Source organism: Gilvimarinus gilvus (genome assembly GCF_030518155.1).
In the GTDB taxonomy this organism is placed as follows: domain Bacteria; phylum Pseudomonadota; class Gammaproteobacteria; order Pseudomonadales; family Cellvibrionaceae; genus Gilvimarinus; species Gilvimarinus gilvus.
Map to the genome: position 1 here is coordinate 19,611 of NZ_JAULRU010000428.1, position 15,843 is coordinate 35,453.

The window sequence follows — 15,843 nt, forward strand, 5'->3', positions numbered from 1 at the left end:
GCAGAACAGACGGTGGTTTGGATTTTCTCAACACAATGGGAGAAACATGATGTTTAGTAAAAAGTTAATGGGTATGTCGACAGTAACGGCGGTTTTGATGGCAGGGTGTGCAACCGCTCCCGTCGAAGATAACCGCCTGAGTACCTTGCAGGATAAATACACCAACGTGGCTACTGTCGATAATGCTCGCGAGTATGCGCCGGTACAGCTCAAAGAGGCGGAAGAGGGGCTAGATAAACTTGAAAGGTTGATGGCATCCAATGCCAGTGAGCAGGCAATCAGGCAGCAAGTTTATTTGGTTGAGAGACAGCTCAGTATTGCCACCCAGACATCACGCATGAATAAGGCGGATGAGGTGGTGGAGCAGGCCGATGAGCGTCGTAACGAGTTACTGTTATCCGCACGCACGCAACGCGCAGAGCGGGCGGAAGCTCTTGCGGCGGAAAAAGAACGCCAGGCACTAATGGCGGAAAAACGTGCTCAATCTGCGTTGCAAGAAGCAGAAACAGCGCAGAATCGTGCGCTACAGGCAGAGAAATCTGCGTTGGCAGCGCAGGCGTTGGCCGAGCAAATGAGCGCAAAAGCCGAGGCGCTGGAAGCCGATCTTGAAAATATTTCCACTGAGCGAACTGAACGTGGTTTGGTATTAACCCTGGGTAATATCCTGTTTGAGTTGGATGAGGCACAGATCAAGCCTGGATCGGAACGAACGCTGGAGCGCGTTGCGACTTTTCTTAAGGAGTACCCAGACCGCGAGGTGATGATTGAAGGTTTCACCGATAGCACAGGTGATGACAGTTATAACTTAAACCTGTCGGAGCGCAGGGCCGAATCGGTTGAAGAACATTTGATTAATAATGGCGTGAAAGCGGATCGCATTGCCACTATGGGCTACGGTGAGGCGCATCCGGTTGCCAGTAACGATAACTCCGCAGGTCGACTGCAAAATAGGCGCGTCGAGATTGTGATAGGTAATCAGGGCGAAGCCGTAAAGTCACGAGAATAGCCCGCCTAACGGGAAGGCCACTGACGTCGACCTGGTCAGTGGTCTTACTGTTCTAAGGACTAATCGCCGCGCACATAGCGCTGACCAAAGCGCGTTAAAATGACGGTGGCTACGCCCGCAAGTAGCCAAACGGGCGCAACCGCAACGACAAGATATACCCCATCGATCAAGCCCATGCAGGCTATCATCCAGGGAATAATCGGAAAGCCGTAACCGCCTTCTTTATAATTTTCCGCGCGGGCGACAACGGTCACCAACAAGGTGTAAATACACTGAATAAGGCCAATGACCAGCACGGCGACAGGCAACGTGCCAGCGATGGCAAAGGCGCCGACCAGGTAGACACCGAGGCGGGTGGTCGCCATTAAAAAGACGCTGCTACTGTGTTTTTTATGCAATGTGTCGTAGGCGACAATTAACGCAAGTAAACCGCACGCGGCCCATATGCCCCGTGCGCTGGGTGCCAGCAGTAGTAAACTGAGCCCTAGCGCAAACAACCCCAGCGTGAGCGATAAAACTGTCGCGGCTTTTATTTTACCGGCGGGTATCGGGCGATAAGGTTGGCGCTCGGCATCCCAGTGGCGATCACAGTAGTCATTCAAACACATGCCGCCGGCGTAAAAGCACGACAGCGCCGCTATCAGTATAAGCAAGGTGGTGATGGAAAAAGGGACTGCCATCGCTGCCGAGGTCAGCACACTCGCGCTTACCAGGTTCATCCAGACGGTAGGTAGGTTGCTAACGCGCCCCAAGGTCAGTGCGGTTTTAATCATCTTTCTTGCGGCTCATGTCTATTGTTTCTTCTGGTTCTTTATCCGCAATTGCAGTTGCTTCAACGTCTGCCACATTGGGCGAGACCTCATTAAATATATGCTGCAGAATCAGTTCACAGACTTCGGTCGCATCCAGCTTACCTCGGGGTAATAAGTCAGGGCGACTGCTCATCAGTATAGGCGTGGAGTACTCAGAGCCGTCACTGACACCATGTGAGCCTTTTATTTGGCTCGCATCGGTGGAAATAACATCCAACACATAGCGAAACCCCAGTTTTTTCTGCAGCACCTTCCGCGCGGCTTTTAACTTGGGGAATTTCAAGCGGGGGTCGAAAAACATTTCGCAGGGGTCAAAGCCGGGTTTTTTGTGAATCTCTACCTGGTGGGCAAAATCAGGCGCCCGATTTTCATCGTTCCAGTAATAGTAGGTAAACCAGCTGTCGGCTTCGGCAAGCAAAATCAGCTCGCCGGCGCGTTCATGGTCCAGCCCGTACTCGGCGCGTTCGGCACCTTCAAGTACTTTGGCAACACCAGGTGTTTGTTCGAACAGCGCTTTAATTTCGGCGGTGTCTTCGGGCTTTTGTACGTAAATGTGGGATATTTGATGATCGCTCATGGCAAACGCCCGGCAGGTATCAAAATCCAGATACTCGCGGCCCAAATCCACTTTCAGCGATAGCTTGCCGGCATCGCGCAAAATTCTGTTTGGGTGCACAGGGCGGTTGACCGGTTGAATGCCGTATTCGGACAGCAATATGACATTACAACCTTGAGCTTTAAAGAACGTGAGCAAGTCGCCCACCAGATCATCAATTTCTTTTAAGTCTTTGCCAATGTCACCGTCGGGCCCAAATTTCTGCAGGCAGTAATCGAGATGCGGTAGATACACCAGTTGCAATGTTGGCTGATGTTCGCGCTCTACATGCATGGCCGCATCGGCAATCCAGCGGCTGGATTTAACGCTGGTGGCTGGCCCCCAAAAATGAAACAGCGGAAAGGTACCTAATTTTTCGGTTAGGGTGTCACGCAATTCGAGAGGAAAAGTGTAGCAGTCGGGTAATTTTTTGCCGTCAGCGCAGTACAGTGGGCGTGGGGTTAAGGTGTAGTCGGCACCGGTCGCCATGGCGTACCACCAAAAGGTATTGGAGCAGGTGAAATCGGCATTGCGGGCCCGCCCCATGTCCCAGATTTTTGGTGCCTGAATCAGCTTATTACTCTGGCGCCACAGCCAGACTTCGTTTTGGTCGCGGAAATACCAGCCGTTGGCGACAATGCCGTGTTCGCTCGGGCGTTTACCGGTCAAATAAGTGGCTTGGGCGCTGCAAGTGACGGCCGGGGTGACCGGTTTAATATCGGTACACTGTTGTCTGGCCAGCGTATTAATGTTGGGTGTGTGTTCGCCTAATAAATTGCGAGTCAATCCAACCACGTTTAATACAACGGTTCTTTGCATATGACGGCCTTACGGATAAAAAATTTAGGATGCTTTGTCTGCGAGCAGGTTGCCAACCCAGGTGAGTTCACGGGCGATGTTTTCGCTGATGCTGCCGTGACGTAAATGCTCGGGAATGGCCTTAAAGCTGTAGGTTTCCACTTCCAGCGGGGTGTCGGTATCAAGCAGTGGCAGCAGTTCTATTAGAAAATCCTGAGTGCTACCGACCTCGCCTAAGTGTTCGCAGAAAATGGGAATGTGAAAGTGCACGCGGCATTCATCGAACTGTTGGCCGTTCGCCAGTGCGCGAGCAAACTCGGGTAAGTCGGCAAAGCGCTGCAGTGCGCCATTCGCGCTGCAGCGAGCCACGGCCTGATGTAAATAAACTGGCTCATCAAACGCTAGTAGCTTTTCTATTTCCAGACCGCTGGCTTTCAGCGCGCTGGACACCTGAACCTTGCCGATGGTTATCCCGGCCGCTTTAATACGCGCGAGGCATTCGGTGGCAGTTTCAAACTCGACGGCCTGATGGCAGCAATCAAAACACAAGCCAACGTGCGTTTTCAAATGGCTGGGTAAATTGAGCCGCTGAAAAAATTCGATGGCCTCTTCGGTGGTTTCAAGAACGCACTCCGGCTCGGGTTCAATGGCCAGTACCAGCTCAATGCCGTGCTGCTTGGTCAATTGCTGGAAGTGCTCCGCGACTTCGAGCACATGAGAACAGGCAGTGGCCCAGTCACTGTCTTTAAACGCAGGTTTAAACGCAATGGGCACGGTGGATATGGAAATACGCTTGGCGTCTGGCTGCAAGGCAACGGCTAAATCACCCAGGCGCTTGCTGTACTCCACCCGTTCGCGTTCGCGCCAATCGGGTAGGTAGACGTTTTCTTTTACCCGGGTTTCGTGAAAGGTGCCGTAGGGAAAACCGTTTATTGTCAGCAGGTAGGCGTTGTGTTGTTTGCACCACTGCTGAAATTGTGCAATCGCAGCATCGTCCACTTCTTGTGCGGCCTGATGGGCAATTCGCAAGCCGAGGGGAAAAGCTGCATCGCCGCCTAGCTGCTGTTTAACGTCCAGCGCGTGGCTGTTGAGATTATGCATTATGTCCGCCCAGGATTCCCCCGGGTGGATATTGCTGCAGTATGTCAGCGCGCGGTTTAATGCGGCCATACGCCCTCCAGCAAATGCTGGCGGCAAGTTTCCATGGCTTTGTGGTCGATTTCATTCACCTCAATGGCGGCGCCGGCCTGCGTCAGCAGTGTGATGCATAGCTTGCCGCCCAAATGCTCGCGGAAGTCTTCCAGCGCTTTGTGAATATCGAGTGACTCCAGTGCCCGGTGGGTCAAATTAAAGCCAACACCTTCCAGGGTTTCGCGAATACGGTTCAACGTGGGCAGTTCGATCATGCCCTTTAAGAACGAATAAATTGAGTCGAGCGCAATACCAATGGCAACGGCTTCGCCGTGGCGCAGCTCGCTGGCTGAAATCTCTTCTAAGCGGTGCGCGCACCAGTGGCCAAAGTCCAAAGGCCGCGCGCTGCCCTGCTCGAAGGGATCGCCACTGCTACGGATATGATTGAGGTGCAACTCGGCGCAGCGGGTAATCATGTACTCGGTTTCTTGCTGACTAAAATCCGCCAAGGCCGAACGGTTTTTATGCAGCCACGTAAAAAATTCGCCATCGCGAATCAGCGCCACTTTAATGGCTTCTGCTATGCCGCTAACGCGGTCGCGCGGAGGTAGGGTGTTTAGAAAATCGAAATCGTTAATCACCGCGAAGGGGGCGGCAAAAGTGCCAAGATAATTTTTGCGGCCACGATAGTTAATGGCATTTTTTACCCCAATGCCGGCATCGTTCTGTGCCAGCACTGTAGTGGGCATGCGAATCAAGCGAATGCCGCGGTGGGCTGTCGCCGCCGCATAACCAATGGCATCGACCACGGCGCCGCCGCCAATTACCAGGGCAAAACTGTGGCGGTCAATGTTTTGGGTTTGGGTACGCTGGTAAAACTCGTCCACCTCGACTGGGTCAGACTTACTGATTTCCCCGCCGCGCACAATTAGCGGTGGCTCGATCAATTCAATCACTTCATTGTGAACATCGGCATAGAACTGCAGGCGCTCGACCAAATCGGGGTGAGCTTCCAGCACATTTTTATCAATGACGGGCAGTACCCGATGGGGGCCGACTCCTGCGCGTGACACTATATCGGTGAGTACCGTACTTTCAGGCGCTAACGTGTCCCGGTCGAAGCAGACCGGGAACGAGTAATTCATCACAAAGGATTGATCTATTTGATACACAAGGCTCTCCGCTTCGCTTTAGTTTTGCACAGGCTCATCAATACGCGGTTGTTGGCCACGCAGCACTGAGTTGTCACTAAAGCTTTGGCTCTGGTCGATGACGGGGTCGCGCATAAGTTCATCGACGTCGATTTGCCCTGATTGCGCGTAAGCGTCAATGGCATTTTGCCAGCAGGTCAGCTCAATCGCGCTTTGTTCGATACCGCGCTCTTGCATTAGGTGCGCTGTTTTCGGTACAGACAAAGGATCGCTCACACCCCAATCGGCCGAGCTGTCGACAATCAGCCGGTCGGGCCCGTATTGGCGAACAATTTCGACCATGCGTTCAGAGCCCATTTTGGTATTGGGATAAATGGTGAAAGCGGCCCAGGCTCCGGCATCGAGGACAGCCTGCACGGTTTCTTCGTTGTTGTGATCGATAACCAGTTTTTCCATTGGCACGCCAATTTCACGAGCCACATCAATGGAGCGGATAATGCCGTTTTTCTTGTCGCGGTGTGGTGAGTGCACCATTACCACCATGTCGTGGTCGACGGCAAATTGCAGCTGGTGCTGGTATACCCACTCCTCAGCGGGGGTAATTTCGTCGTAGCCAATTTCACCGATGGCCACTACGCCTTCTTTCAGCGCAAAGTGGGGTAAAAGTTCCAGCGCTTCGCGTGCCAGCCCTTCGTTATTGGCCTCTTTGGAGTTCACGCCTATGGTGCAGTAGTGCGCTATGCCGAACTGGGATGCGCGAAAGCGCTCCCAACCCACTAAGGTGGCAAAGTAATCGACAAAACTGCCGACGTTAGTGCGCGGTTGCCCCATCCAAAAGGCGGGCTCAATGACCGCGCGAATACCGGCAGCGGCCATGTTCTGGTAATCGTCGGTGGTGCGGCTCACCATATGAATATGTGGATCAAAAAATCTCATGCCTGTGTCTCACTGTTGTCTGCCGTTAGTTGGGCAAAGTGAATGTTGTCGGTCTGGCCGTTTTGGGCCGCTTGCAGCGCGCTAGTGACGCTAGTGTCTATTGAGTCTGCACCGAGTTGTTCGGCTACTGCGACCAGATTACAGCGGGCCAACCCCAGTACAATAGCGGCGTGTTGACCACTGTTGGCAGCGGCCCAGGCTCTGAGGGCCAAGGCGCTGGTGCGTTCGTTATCGTGAGGTCCCAGGCAGAGCCACAGGCCGTTGTTGATGGCGCGTCCGGCACTTTCGCGCTCCTCGGCAAAATCCAGCACCATGCGGGTTAGGTCTTGGCTGCGCCTGTTATCTAAGCCTAGCACTCGCCACAGGGGCAGTTCCAAAAATAGGCTCTTCATAACCAGCTGGTTCCAGGCGGTATCGTCAAAGTGCTGTACCGGGTATGGGGTATCCAGAGCGATAGTGGCGAATACATTGTTCATGTTGGTGCGACAACCCTCGCCGGCGCGCCAGACAAAACGCTCGCCCGCTGGCAGTAATGCCAGAGCCCGATACAACGCGCAGGTTTCCCCCTCGTCGGCATAGACGAATTGGGCCTCAAAATCCTCCGCAAAGCTTACTTCGTTTAGATCGCAGCGGGCGGTAATTAATCCGACTCGCAACAGCTCCAGCAAGTTCCAACCGCGCATGTCGATGCTTACGCCGAGTTCAGCAATCGCGTCAATTTCCTCTGGGCTGAGCTCCAGGGGCGTGCGCTTGGCGTGGCGACTGGCCAGCGCAATGAGTGCCGCAAAACGGTGAGTACTGACGCCTGCGGTCAGTTCATCGCGGCTTTTCTGCCAAAATGCTAAGGCCGTGTCCGCAAGGCGCGGGGCTAGCAAGGTTTCTAGAGTGTTGGTTATGGATTGGCTCATACTATTTAGGGCCTGTTTATACTCATAAAATACAGCCAATTGCGACCAAAAATTCGCCCGTTAAGGCGCTGGGGCCGAAGGCGCCGCACCGTGGCGGTTTGGTAGCCGCAACCCGAAGGGCTGGAGCCAGGTTTGTTCCTGCCTTGCTGCCGGTCGCTCATTGGGAATAGCCCAAAGGTCTTCACGGTGCAGAGTGGGAACCAAGGCTGGCTTCCAGCAGGCGTATTCAAGCAGAGTGAACAGGCCCTAGATCTATCGCAATGGCGAGATTATACGGAAAGGGGTGTTTGTTATCGAGTTGCAAAGATGCAACAAAAGGCCAGAATCCGTAAAGTTTTGTGTGGATCATCGGACTGATACCGCCTGCAGGGCACTGGGCTCTGTATGATAAGCTTAGCCCTTTGCGGAATACTGAAGACAGGATAAATGATGGGAAAGCTTATAGGCGGTGCAATTGGTTTTGTACTGTTTAACATTGTTGGTGCGGTGCTGGGCGTGTTTCTCGGCCATATGTTCGATAAGGGATACGCCGCCAACACAGCGCGGGTGACGCCTGAGGAGCGCGATGCGCTCACCAAGAGCTTCTTTGAGACGACCTTTACCCTATTAGGTTATTTGGCCAAGGCCGATGGTCGTGTTAGCGAGGCGGAAGTGGCGGGCACTGAGCAGCTGATGGGGCAAATGCGTTTGTCGCAGGAGCAGCGGGCAGAGGCCATTGCGCTGTTTAAGCAAGGCTCAGCCAAGGGGTTTGAGCCCACTAAGGTATTGCGTGATTTTCGCGCTCGCTGTGGTCGCAATAAGAATCTGGTGCAAATGCTCCTGACTTATTTAGTGAATCTGGCGCTGGCTGATGGCCAGTTTGACGCGGCGGAGGAGCGCGTACTGCGAGAGGTTGCCGCAGGTCTTGGGGTGAATGGCTTTGCCTTCGAGCAGCTGATGCGCATGATTAAAGCGCAAAATAGCTTCTCCAGCAGTGGCGGTTACCGCCAATCCGGCGGTGCGACACAGCAGTCCAGTGCCGATGAACTAGCTCGAGCCTACGATGCGCTCGGCGTGTCAGCCAGCGCCAGTGATGCGGAAGTTAAGCGCGCGTATCGCAAATTGATGAGTCAGTACCACCCCGATAAGCTCGCCGGCCAAGGGTTACCTGAAGATGCCGTTAATGCCGCGACCGAGCGCTCCAAGGAGATTCAGGTGGCCTATGATCTGGTTAAGAAATCACGCGCTTAGGTGCTAGGGAATCTCTGATTAAGTCTCCAGTCGTCTCTGCGCGAGTGCAAAACGCCCAATAACTAAAGCGTTTTTCGCAGGTAATGGCCGTGGCCCTTGGCAAGAAAAACAACGCGACCTAGGGAGTGTTTTGGCCGCGCCCTTCGGGGGGACAGAGTTTTCCGATCTCTGTGTGTTGGCTCACTTTACCGTGCGGCCGGCACGCTTTCAGTTCGCCGCCTTGAGCTCAAAAAAACTTTGCAAGCCAGGGGCCACTGGATACTTGATCAGTAAGTTTCCAGCTGAATGTGGTTAGGCCTTCAGCAGGAGGTCATTGATGCGGTTTTGGTGAAAAATGTGCCAACTTGGGAGTTGCCTGCTATGCTTAGAGCAATTGTTGTTATTCACATTGTGCGCTTTGGAGGTCGTCTAGCCGGAATACAGGGAAAGTAGCGTAGCGAGTCAGAGCAGCCGGCTCGATGTTGCACTCTAGGGCTCCCAATGTAAGGCGAGGTTCGGTGGGAATCGATTTTACGAAAGTACGCATTTTGGCGGCCCTCATTACGTTGCTGGCTCTAATCGTTGAGCCCTTTATACCGGCTCAGCGTCAACAGGTGTACCCGGCGCCCGATCGCGCTCTATGGCCTTTTACCGACTCATCTCACCCTGAAATGGTTAATTTTGAGTGGATTGACCAGTCACAGGGGGTATTTCGTTGTACGATTTCACAGGGGTACAGCTACGCGGTTTGCGGTGTCTCTCTTAACCTTGCTGGAGACAATGGCGATGTTGTGGATTTGTCGGGTTATGATGCTATTAAAGTTAAGCTCGACTATCAGGGCAATTCTCCAAAATTACGCTTGTTTATTCGCGACCGAACCGCAGGCTTACTAGAGCCTGATGCACCGCTTGTAATGCATAAATATTTGCGTGTTCGAGTTCGCCCCGATGAGTTTTTGGGCGGTGGTAAGGTGCAACTCAGCGAATTTTCGGTGGCGGATTGGTGGCGTGATCAATACGAAGTGCCTCGCCAGTACGCGCAGCCGACGTTTACTAATGCCACCGCGTTCGGAGTCGATATTTCCACGGTGGGTGAGCATCTGGTTCGAATTGATTCTATCGAGTTAGAGAAGCCTTGGATCAAGCACACTTCACTTTTGTACATAGTGTTGGTCGGGTGGGCGCTGCTTCTTCCCTGGGAAGCGGGCACCCGGTACTTAAGCCTTAAACGTTTGGCTACGGACCGTGAAGCCCGCCTCAGTAAACTGGTACGGAATTATCGCGAATTAACACGAGCACAGGAGAGGCTTGCAAAGGAATCGATTACCGACACGCTAACGTCGGTGTTAAACCGCAAAGGGTTAGAGGATGTTTGCAGTCGCCTGTTTGCTCCCGGAGAGGTCAATGAAGGTGCGTTGTTGTTGATTGATCTCGATCACTTCAAAGCCGTTAACGATAATCACGGTCACGATTGCGGCGACAGAGTTTTACAGGTGCTCGCCCATTTACTGCGTATTAACACGCGTGACGGAGATGTTCTTGCCCGCTGGGGCGGTGAGGAGTTTGTGCTTTTGTGTCCGGGGTTGCAGTTGGAGCAGGCCAAGTCACTGGCTGCAAAAATTTGCACACTGGTGGCACTCACCGTGGTTGATGAAGAGTTAGGTTTGGTCGTCACCGCGAGTATTGGTATCGCGGAAATCGAGGCCGGGGAGAGCTTCAGTCGAGTATTTAAACGGGCCGATATCGGGCTTTATCAAGCCAAATCCACGGGGCGTAATCGGTGGTGTGTGGGGCCTGACGAGTATGAGTCGCCGGATCATGCATGACGCAATGGTTGCGCTTACGGTGCTACTGTGCCGCACCGAACCGGTCGGTTCTTATTAGGCGTCGAGCGTTAGAATACTGTAATATATTTGCCATCGCATTACCGGCAGCGGATGCCCGGCCACGTTAAGTAGATGCCACTATGCTCGTTAATATCCTAATTTATCTTTTTGCCGCCATTGTCGCTGTGCCTATTGCCAAACGATTGGGCTTGGGTGCGGTGCTCGGCTATCTGTTGGCCGGTGTGTTGATTGGCCCCTATGTGTTTTCGCTGGTGGGTGACCAAACCGATGTCATGCACGTTGCCGAGTTTGGCGTGGTGATGATGCTCTTTTTAATCGGGCTTGAATTACAGCCCGCCAGATTATGGGATTTACGTAAACCTATTCTGGGTTTGGGTGGTTTGCAGGTTATGTTGACTGCCAGCCTGATTACGGGGTTGGTCGTCGCGCTGTTTGATCTGTCCTGGCAGTCAGCTTTGGCGATTGGATTGGCGCTGGCTTTGTCATCGACGGCCATTGTCATACAGTCACTAGAGGAGCGAGGTTTACTCAATACACCCGCGGGCTCCAATGCATTTTCAGTATTGTTGTTTCAGGATGTGGCCATTATTCCCATACTGGCGTTGCTGCCACTGCTTTCCTCGGCAACAAATACCGTTTCCGAGCAGCATGCCAGCGCCATAGACCACCTTCCTGTAGTGATTCAGGTCGGCGTTAGCGTCATGACGATTGCATTGGTTATTTTGGCGGGACGGTTTTTGGCGGCGCCAATTTTTCGATTAATTGCCAAGTCTAATTCACGCGAAATCTTTACCGCGTTTGCGTTGTTTATTGTGGTGGCGATCACGGTTCTGATGCAGTTTATCGGACTGTCGCCAGCGCTGGGCGCTTTTATCGCCGGCGTGGTTTTAGCCGATTGCGAATACCGCCATGAAATTGAAGTGGATATTGAGCCGTTCAAAGGTCTGCTGCTTGGTTTATTTTTTATTACCGTCGGTGCTGGTATCGACTTTTACTTGCTGCTGGATAAACCGCTGCTGGTCACTCTATGTGTGGCAATGTTGGTGGCGGTTAAATTGGCTGTACTGTTGTTGTTGGCTGCAGTCTTTAAAATGGGGCGCTGGCGGGGGCTCTTGTTTAGCTTGGCATTGGCGCAGGGCGGTGAATTCGCTTTTGTTATTGTCGCCGCGGCGCAGAGCGCGAAGGTGTTCGATACCGATGTGGGTAGTGTGGTGATTTTAACTGTTGCACTATCTATGTTGGTAACGCCTTTGTTGCTCGCTTTATACGAGACACTGTTTTCTCGCACCGGTCGCTCGACAAGCACGCCTGAAGCGGATGCAGATATTGCGTCAACGGATCATGTCATCATTGCCGGTTATGGCCGCTTCGGGCAGATTGTGGGGCGATTGCTATCAGCGCAAGGGTATCGCTTAACCATTCTCGATCACAGCCCAGGGCAGGTGGAGTTGGTGCGCCGATTCGGCAATAAAATATATTACGGCGATGCTTCGCGCAGTGATTTACTGCGTGCCGCCGGTGGGGCCGAGGCGCGGCTACTGGTGGTGGCAGTGGATGAACCAGAGCGAGCCATGCGCATAATTGAAACGGCACGCAAACATTTTCCCAACTTAAAGATATTGGTTCGGGCTGTAGATCGCCGTCACGCCTATCAGTTGCTGGATGCGGGAGTGGACGGCTTTCGCCGGGAGACATTCCACTCAGCGTTGGCGCTGGGTGTAGATGCACTGAAGCAATTAGGTCAAGCCAGCGATGCGGCAGAGCGTGCGGGTGAGCTGTTCGAGCGCCACGATGACAAATCTCTCAGGAAACTGGCTAAGGTGTGGGGCGATGATAAAACCTATGGCAAGGCCATACGGAAAAACCTCGATGACCTTCGACGCGTGTTGCAAGAAGATAAAGGGACTGAACAGGCGGGTGACGATACCCGTTAGCCTGAGCGCGGTTATTGAGTGATCGTTAGCGTTTTAACCGATTGTTTAAGCCATTGATAATTTTCGCGCCTTCGCTATTGTCAGTTAGGCACGAGGTCATATACCAATTTTTGGCTTTGTCGGAGGCGGTGAGGTTTTCGCGAAAACACTTGCCGTCTATTTCTACACGGGCAGCCCCGCTGACGTCGCGATACCCTTCAGCCTGATCGTAAATATTGCTCACCCTCGATTGTTCTCCCGCCTGGCGAAGTTGGTTGCGCAGCCCAGGGTGAAAGACTTGGCTATTGTCCGGCAGGGTTGCCGTACGGCTTACATCTGGCAAAGTATAGGCACGATAATCAGCTTTGCTTTGTGATGTTGGAGCTTGCGTCGGGGTAGGTTTGGAGGTGTTGCTCTGTTGCTTATCGGTTGTTTCGATGTGTTTTGGCCGAGCGCTTTTAATGTTGTTGTGGGTAACCTGAGCCGCTTCGGGATTTGTGTCCGGTACCGCCGGTTTACGCAAGGTAAAGTTTAGTACCTGCGATGGCTGCGCGGTTGCGATTGGGCGTTTTGCCGGCGAGACACTGAGCAACAATAAAAGAGAGTGCAGTACGGCGGATACGACAACAGTCAACGCAAGAATATGAAGGTTCGTTGCTTTTGTCTGCCTGTTGTCTAGGTCAACAGGCTCGGACTCTAGGTTGAGTACGGTGTTAACGGGGACCGCAGGGGAGTTGTGATTGAATACGTCCATGCTCGATCAATGTGTTAGCAGGCTGTTGAAAATTGTGAACCGCTCTGTGCTTACAGACTGCAATCTTGGCAAAATGTTCAATATGTATTCATTGTTTAACCATATCACCCGATTGGCCCCCGTGGGCTTAGTGCTTTTAAGTGTTTTGTTGGCAACGCAAGTGGCCGCAGAATCTACACTTGATAACGACAGTGTTATCTTGCCCAAGGGTTGGCGTTCTGGCTATGCAGTAGAGCCTGTCTTTAACAGCCGGGTGTACTGGGTAGAAGCCGGTCGCAGCCACTCTGAAACGGTAGTGTTGATACATGGGTTGGGACAAAACGGTTGGCGTGATTGGCAAGAATTAATGCCGGCGTTGGCCGAGCACTACCGGGTAGTCGCCTTTGATTTGCCGGGCTTTGGCCGCTCTGATACCCCCGCAGGCAAGTATTCACCGTCTAACTATGCCGCAGCCATACAGGCTATATTGCAACAAGCGGGAATTGACCGTTTTCATTTGATGGGACACTCAATGGGCGGTGCCGTCGCCCTGCGTCTGGCCACGCGCTACCCAAATTCTGTCAAACGATTGGTGTTAATGAGTGCCGCGGGAATATTGGAGCGCAGTACTTTTGCCGGACATGCGGCCGCTCTGCCTTTGGAGGCGGGCATGCTCTCCTATTTTGATGCCTTGCCCAAGAGTTTACAAAGTGGCATCAGTGGTGTCGTGCGGGATATTGGCGGTGACCTGCTGCGCTGGGACGCGCTGCCAGACCCCGCTGCGTTACTGAATAAGAGCGATGTGGTTTGGGCGGCGACTTTGCGGGGGCAGCCTAATATAAATGCGGCCTTGGCGCTGGTGGAAGAGGACTACAGTGGCGACTTGACCGCGCTGGATGTATCAACCTTGATTTTGTGGGGAGAAGAAGATCCGGTTACACCGCTGCGTACGGGGTACTTGTTGCAAGGGCAGATACCGAACGCCAGACTCGTGCTGTATCCCGGTGTAGGGCATATGCCGTTATGGCACCCCAGCAAAGTTTTGCCAGATATTAAGCAATTTCTGACAGACAAAACCAAGGTGACTAATAACACGGAAGAATTGGGGCAAAATCAGGGCGACTATCGGTGCGAAGGCAAAAATGATGTCCAGCTGCGAGGCCAATTCGGAGCTATTGAGATCATTAATTGCCAAAATGTACGGCTGCTAGATGTCAATGCCGACTCTCTAAAGCTTATTGACAGTTCAGCCGTCGGAAGAGGCCTGAAGTTATCCGCAGATGAGTGGGCCCTCAGTGTCGACCGCTCCGAGCTAACCCTGACAAATGCCTGGTTAGAAGGGAAGGTGGCCTTGCAAGCGAATGCCAGTCAATTGGATTTGGCGGGTGTGCACTTAACGGGAGACGAGGCGATTCGTGTATCCCGGCAATCAGAATTTGTCTTCTCCGTAAGCCAGCTGCAAACACCGGGTTATCGGCAAGATTTACACGGGGTGTTTACTTTAGGGGAGCCTGCACAATAATATTACTTGGTGAATCAAAGAGAGTATTACAAAACAAAAATAAGATGTAGCACGTCGTGCAGAACCGAATTTATACGGTGGCGGGGCCCAGGCTGTCGATGGCCTACACATCGTAAAGAGCGCTGTGATACCTTATTCCTCAGGTGTTTCCATTGCTGGATTGTTTTTTCTGCGAGCGGGCGTGTAAATCTCTGACCATCATTGGTTGGCACTTACAGGAAACTTTCGGACATTACGCTTAATATTTGTTGTGTTGTATAAAATCGAGGGGGTAGATTATTATGCGGTAAATGGAGCCAAACTAATCTCAGAAAACTCAAGTATTTGATACGGTTATAATTGGCCCACTAAACGGAAGGTTTTCGCGAAATACCAACAGGCTTGCCGACAACGCGGAAACTCAAATCGAGAGGAAGACATGTAATGCGCGATTCTTTGTACACCGGACAGGAGCAGCACGTGCACAGTGTCTCTCCCTCGAAAAAGTCTGCACCGCACGCTTTCCATACATTCGGCAAGTTGTACTTGTTCACCCTGATGGCTTGGCGTGAGCGTATGGGGCTGTGGGGCGCAGTATTGACCCTATGTCAGGTACTCCTGCTCTGGGCTGCGTTCTCTGCTTCCGCCCATGCGCAATATACCAACTGCCCGACCGCGACATCTGTCGGTCAACAGCTCGCCCTGAACATAACCGACGGCGAATGTGTCTTTGTTTCATCGGTTCCTACCGCTAACAGCGATGGCTCTGAAGACTATATACTCATTGAAGTCGCTGACAACTCGGGCCTCACGAATTTCGAGATTTTCCAAGGTGGTAGTGACCCTACCAATCTGTCGTTTTCTGTTGATGGAGCTTCCGTTAGCCCGACGGTCACTACTAACTGCAGTACCGGCTGCAACGTCACCGGTTCCCATGGCGCAAGCCCAATCAGTTTTACATACACCGATACGGGGAATTCTGGGCAAATTAGTATAAGCGGCGCGCCTGAGATATCGGTTTCCTCCTCCGTGGGCGGCGCAGTCGCCGATGGCGGCACTGATGCACAGGGCTTCGTGGCTGCCGGCACGCCCCAGACCGTGACCTACACCGTGACCAACTCCGGTACCGATGATCTCACCATCGCCACGGCCACCGCTGCGTCCCCGAGCAATGTCACCATCAATGCTATCGGTGCACCGGGAAGTACCACGATAGGTGCCGGCGGTGGGAGTACCACCTTCACTGTGCAGTACACCCCGACTCTGGCCGGGGCGTTTAGTTTTGATCTGAGCTTTGTCAATG

13 protein-coding genes are annotated in these 15,843 nt (G+C 52.9%); 6 read left to right on the top strand and 7 right to left on the bottom strand.

Features of this window, described 5'->3' with window-relative positions:
- The first annotated feature begins 46 nt into the window (after positions 1-46).
- Positions 47-1,006 carry an OmpA family protein gene (locus tag QWI17_RS08445; RefSeq protein ID WP_302722083.1) on the top strand — a complete coding sequence of 320 codons (960 nt, stop codon included), beginning with the start codon at positions 47-49 and terminating at the stop codon, positions 1,004-1,006.
- A 59-nt stretch (positions 1,007-1,065) separates the two neighbouring features.
- On the opposite strand, the gene QWI17_RS08450 is transcribed toward QWI17_RS08445, so the two are convergent.
- From QWI17_RS08450 to QWI17_RS08475, 6 genes are read right to left on the bottom strand one after another with little or no spacing between them, the layout of a single operon-like run.
- The gene (locus QWI17_RS08450; RefSeq protein WP_302722084.1) at positions 1,066-1,779 is read right to left on the bottom strand and encodes a UbiA family prenyltransferase; all 714 of its coding nucleotides are present in this window, start codon (positions 1,777-1,779) and stop codon (positions 1,066-1,068) included.
- The gene (locus QWI17_RS08455; protein WP_302722085.1) at positions 1,772-3,232 is read right to left on the bottom strand and encodes an alkaline phosphatase family protein; all 1,461 of its coding nucleotides are present in this window, start codon (positions 3,230-3,232) and stop codon (positions 1,772-1,774) included. The genes QWI17_RS08450 and QWI17_RS08455 overlap by 8 nt, the downstream gene beginning before the upstream one ends.
- 24 nt (positions 3,233-3,256) lie before the next feature.
- On the bottom strand, positions 3,257-4,381 hold the full coding sequence (eboE, locus tag QWI17_RS08460; RefSeq protein ID WP_302722086.1) for a metabolite traffic protein EboE: 1,125 nt from the start codon (positions 4,379-4,381) through the stop codon (positions 3,257-3,259).
- Positions 4,369-5,514 carry a 3-dehydroquinate synthase gene (locus QWI17_RS08465; RefSeq protein WP_302722087.1) on the bottom strand — a complete coding sequence of 382 codons (1,146 nt, stop codon included), beginning with the start codon at positions 5,512-5,514 and terminating at the stop codon, positions 4,369-4,371. The genes eboE and QWI17_RS08465 overlap by 13 nt, the downstream gene beginning before the upstream one ends.
- A gap of 18 nt (positions 5,515-5,532) precedes the next feature.
- Positions 5,533-6,429 carry a TatD family hydrolase gene (locus tag QWI17_RS08470; protein WP_302722088.1) on the bottom strand — a complete coding sequence of 299 codons (897 nt, stop codon included), beginning with the start codon at positions 6,427-6,429 and terminating at the stop codon, positions 5,533-5,535.
- Positions 6,426-7,337, bottom strand: a complete 912-nt coding sequence (locus QWI17_RS08475; protein WP_302722089.1) for an EboA domain-containing protein — start codon at positions 7,335-7,337, stop codon at positions 6,426-6,428. The genes QWI17_RS08470 and QWI17_RS08475 overlap by 4 nt, the downstream gene beginning before the upstream one ends.
- Before the next feature lie 429 nt (positions 7,338-7,766).
- Here QWI17_RS08475 and djlA point away from each other — a divergent pair, with 429 nt between their 5' ends.
- From djlA to QWI17_RS08490, 3 genes are all read left to right on the top strand, one after another.
- Positions 7,767-8,567, top strand: a complete 801-nt coding sequence (gene djlA, locus QWI17_RS08480) for a co-chaperone DjlA (RefSeq protein ID WP_368045331.1) — start codon at positions 7,767-7,769, stop codon at positions 8,565-8,567.
- A 497-nt stretch (positions 8,568-9,064) separates the two neighbouring features.
- On the top strand, positions 9,065-10,372 hold the full coding sequence (locus QWI17_RS08485; protein WP_302722091.1) for a GGDEF domain-containing protein: 1,308 nt from the start codon (positions 9,065-9,067) through the stop codon (positions 10,370-10,372).
- Positions 10,373-10,512: 140 nt separating this feature from the next.
- Positions 10,513-12,327: a monovalent cation:proton antiporter-2 (CPA2) family protein gene (locus QWI17_RS08490; protein ID WP_302722092.1), complete on the top strand. Its 1,815-nt coding sequence runs from the start codon at positions 10,513-10,515 to the stop codon at positions 12,325-12,327.
- A 25-nt stretch (positions 12,328-12,352) separates the two neighbouring features.
- On the opposite strand, the gene QWI17_RS08495 is transcribed toward QWI17_RS08490, so the two are convergent.
- Positions 12,353-13,060, bottom strand: coding sequence for a hypothetical protein (locus QWI17_RS08495; protein ID WP_302722093.1), 708 nt, complete (start codon positions 13,058-13,060; stop codon positions 12,353-12,355).
- Here QWI17_RS08495 and QWI17_RS08500 point away from each other — a divergent pair.
- Entirely contained in the window at positions 13,047-14,561 is a 1,515-nt protein-coding gene (locus tag QWI17_RS08500; RefSeq protein ID WP_302722094.1) for an alpha/beta fold hydrolase, read from the top strand. The genes QWI17_RS08495 and QWI17_RS08500 overlap by 14 nt on opposite strands.
- Positions 14,562-14,984: 423 nt before the next feature.
- The coding region (locus tag QWI17_RS08505) for a hypothetical protein (protein ID WP_302722095.1) at positions 14,985-15,843 on the top strand (859 nt) is incomplete at its 3' end.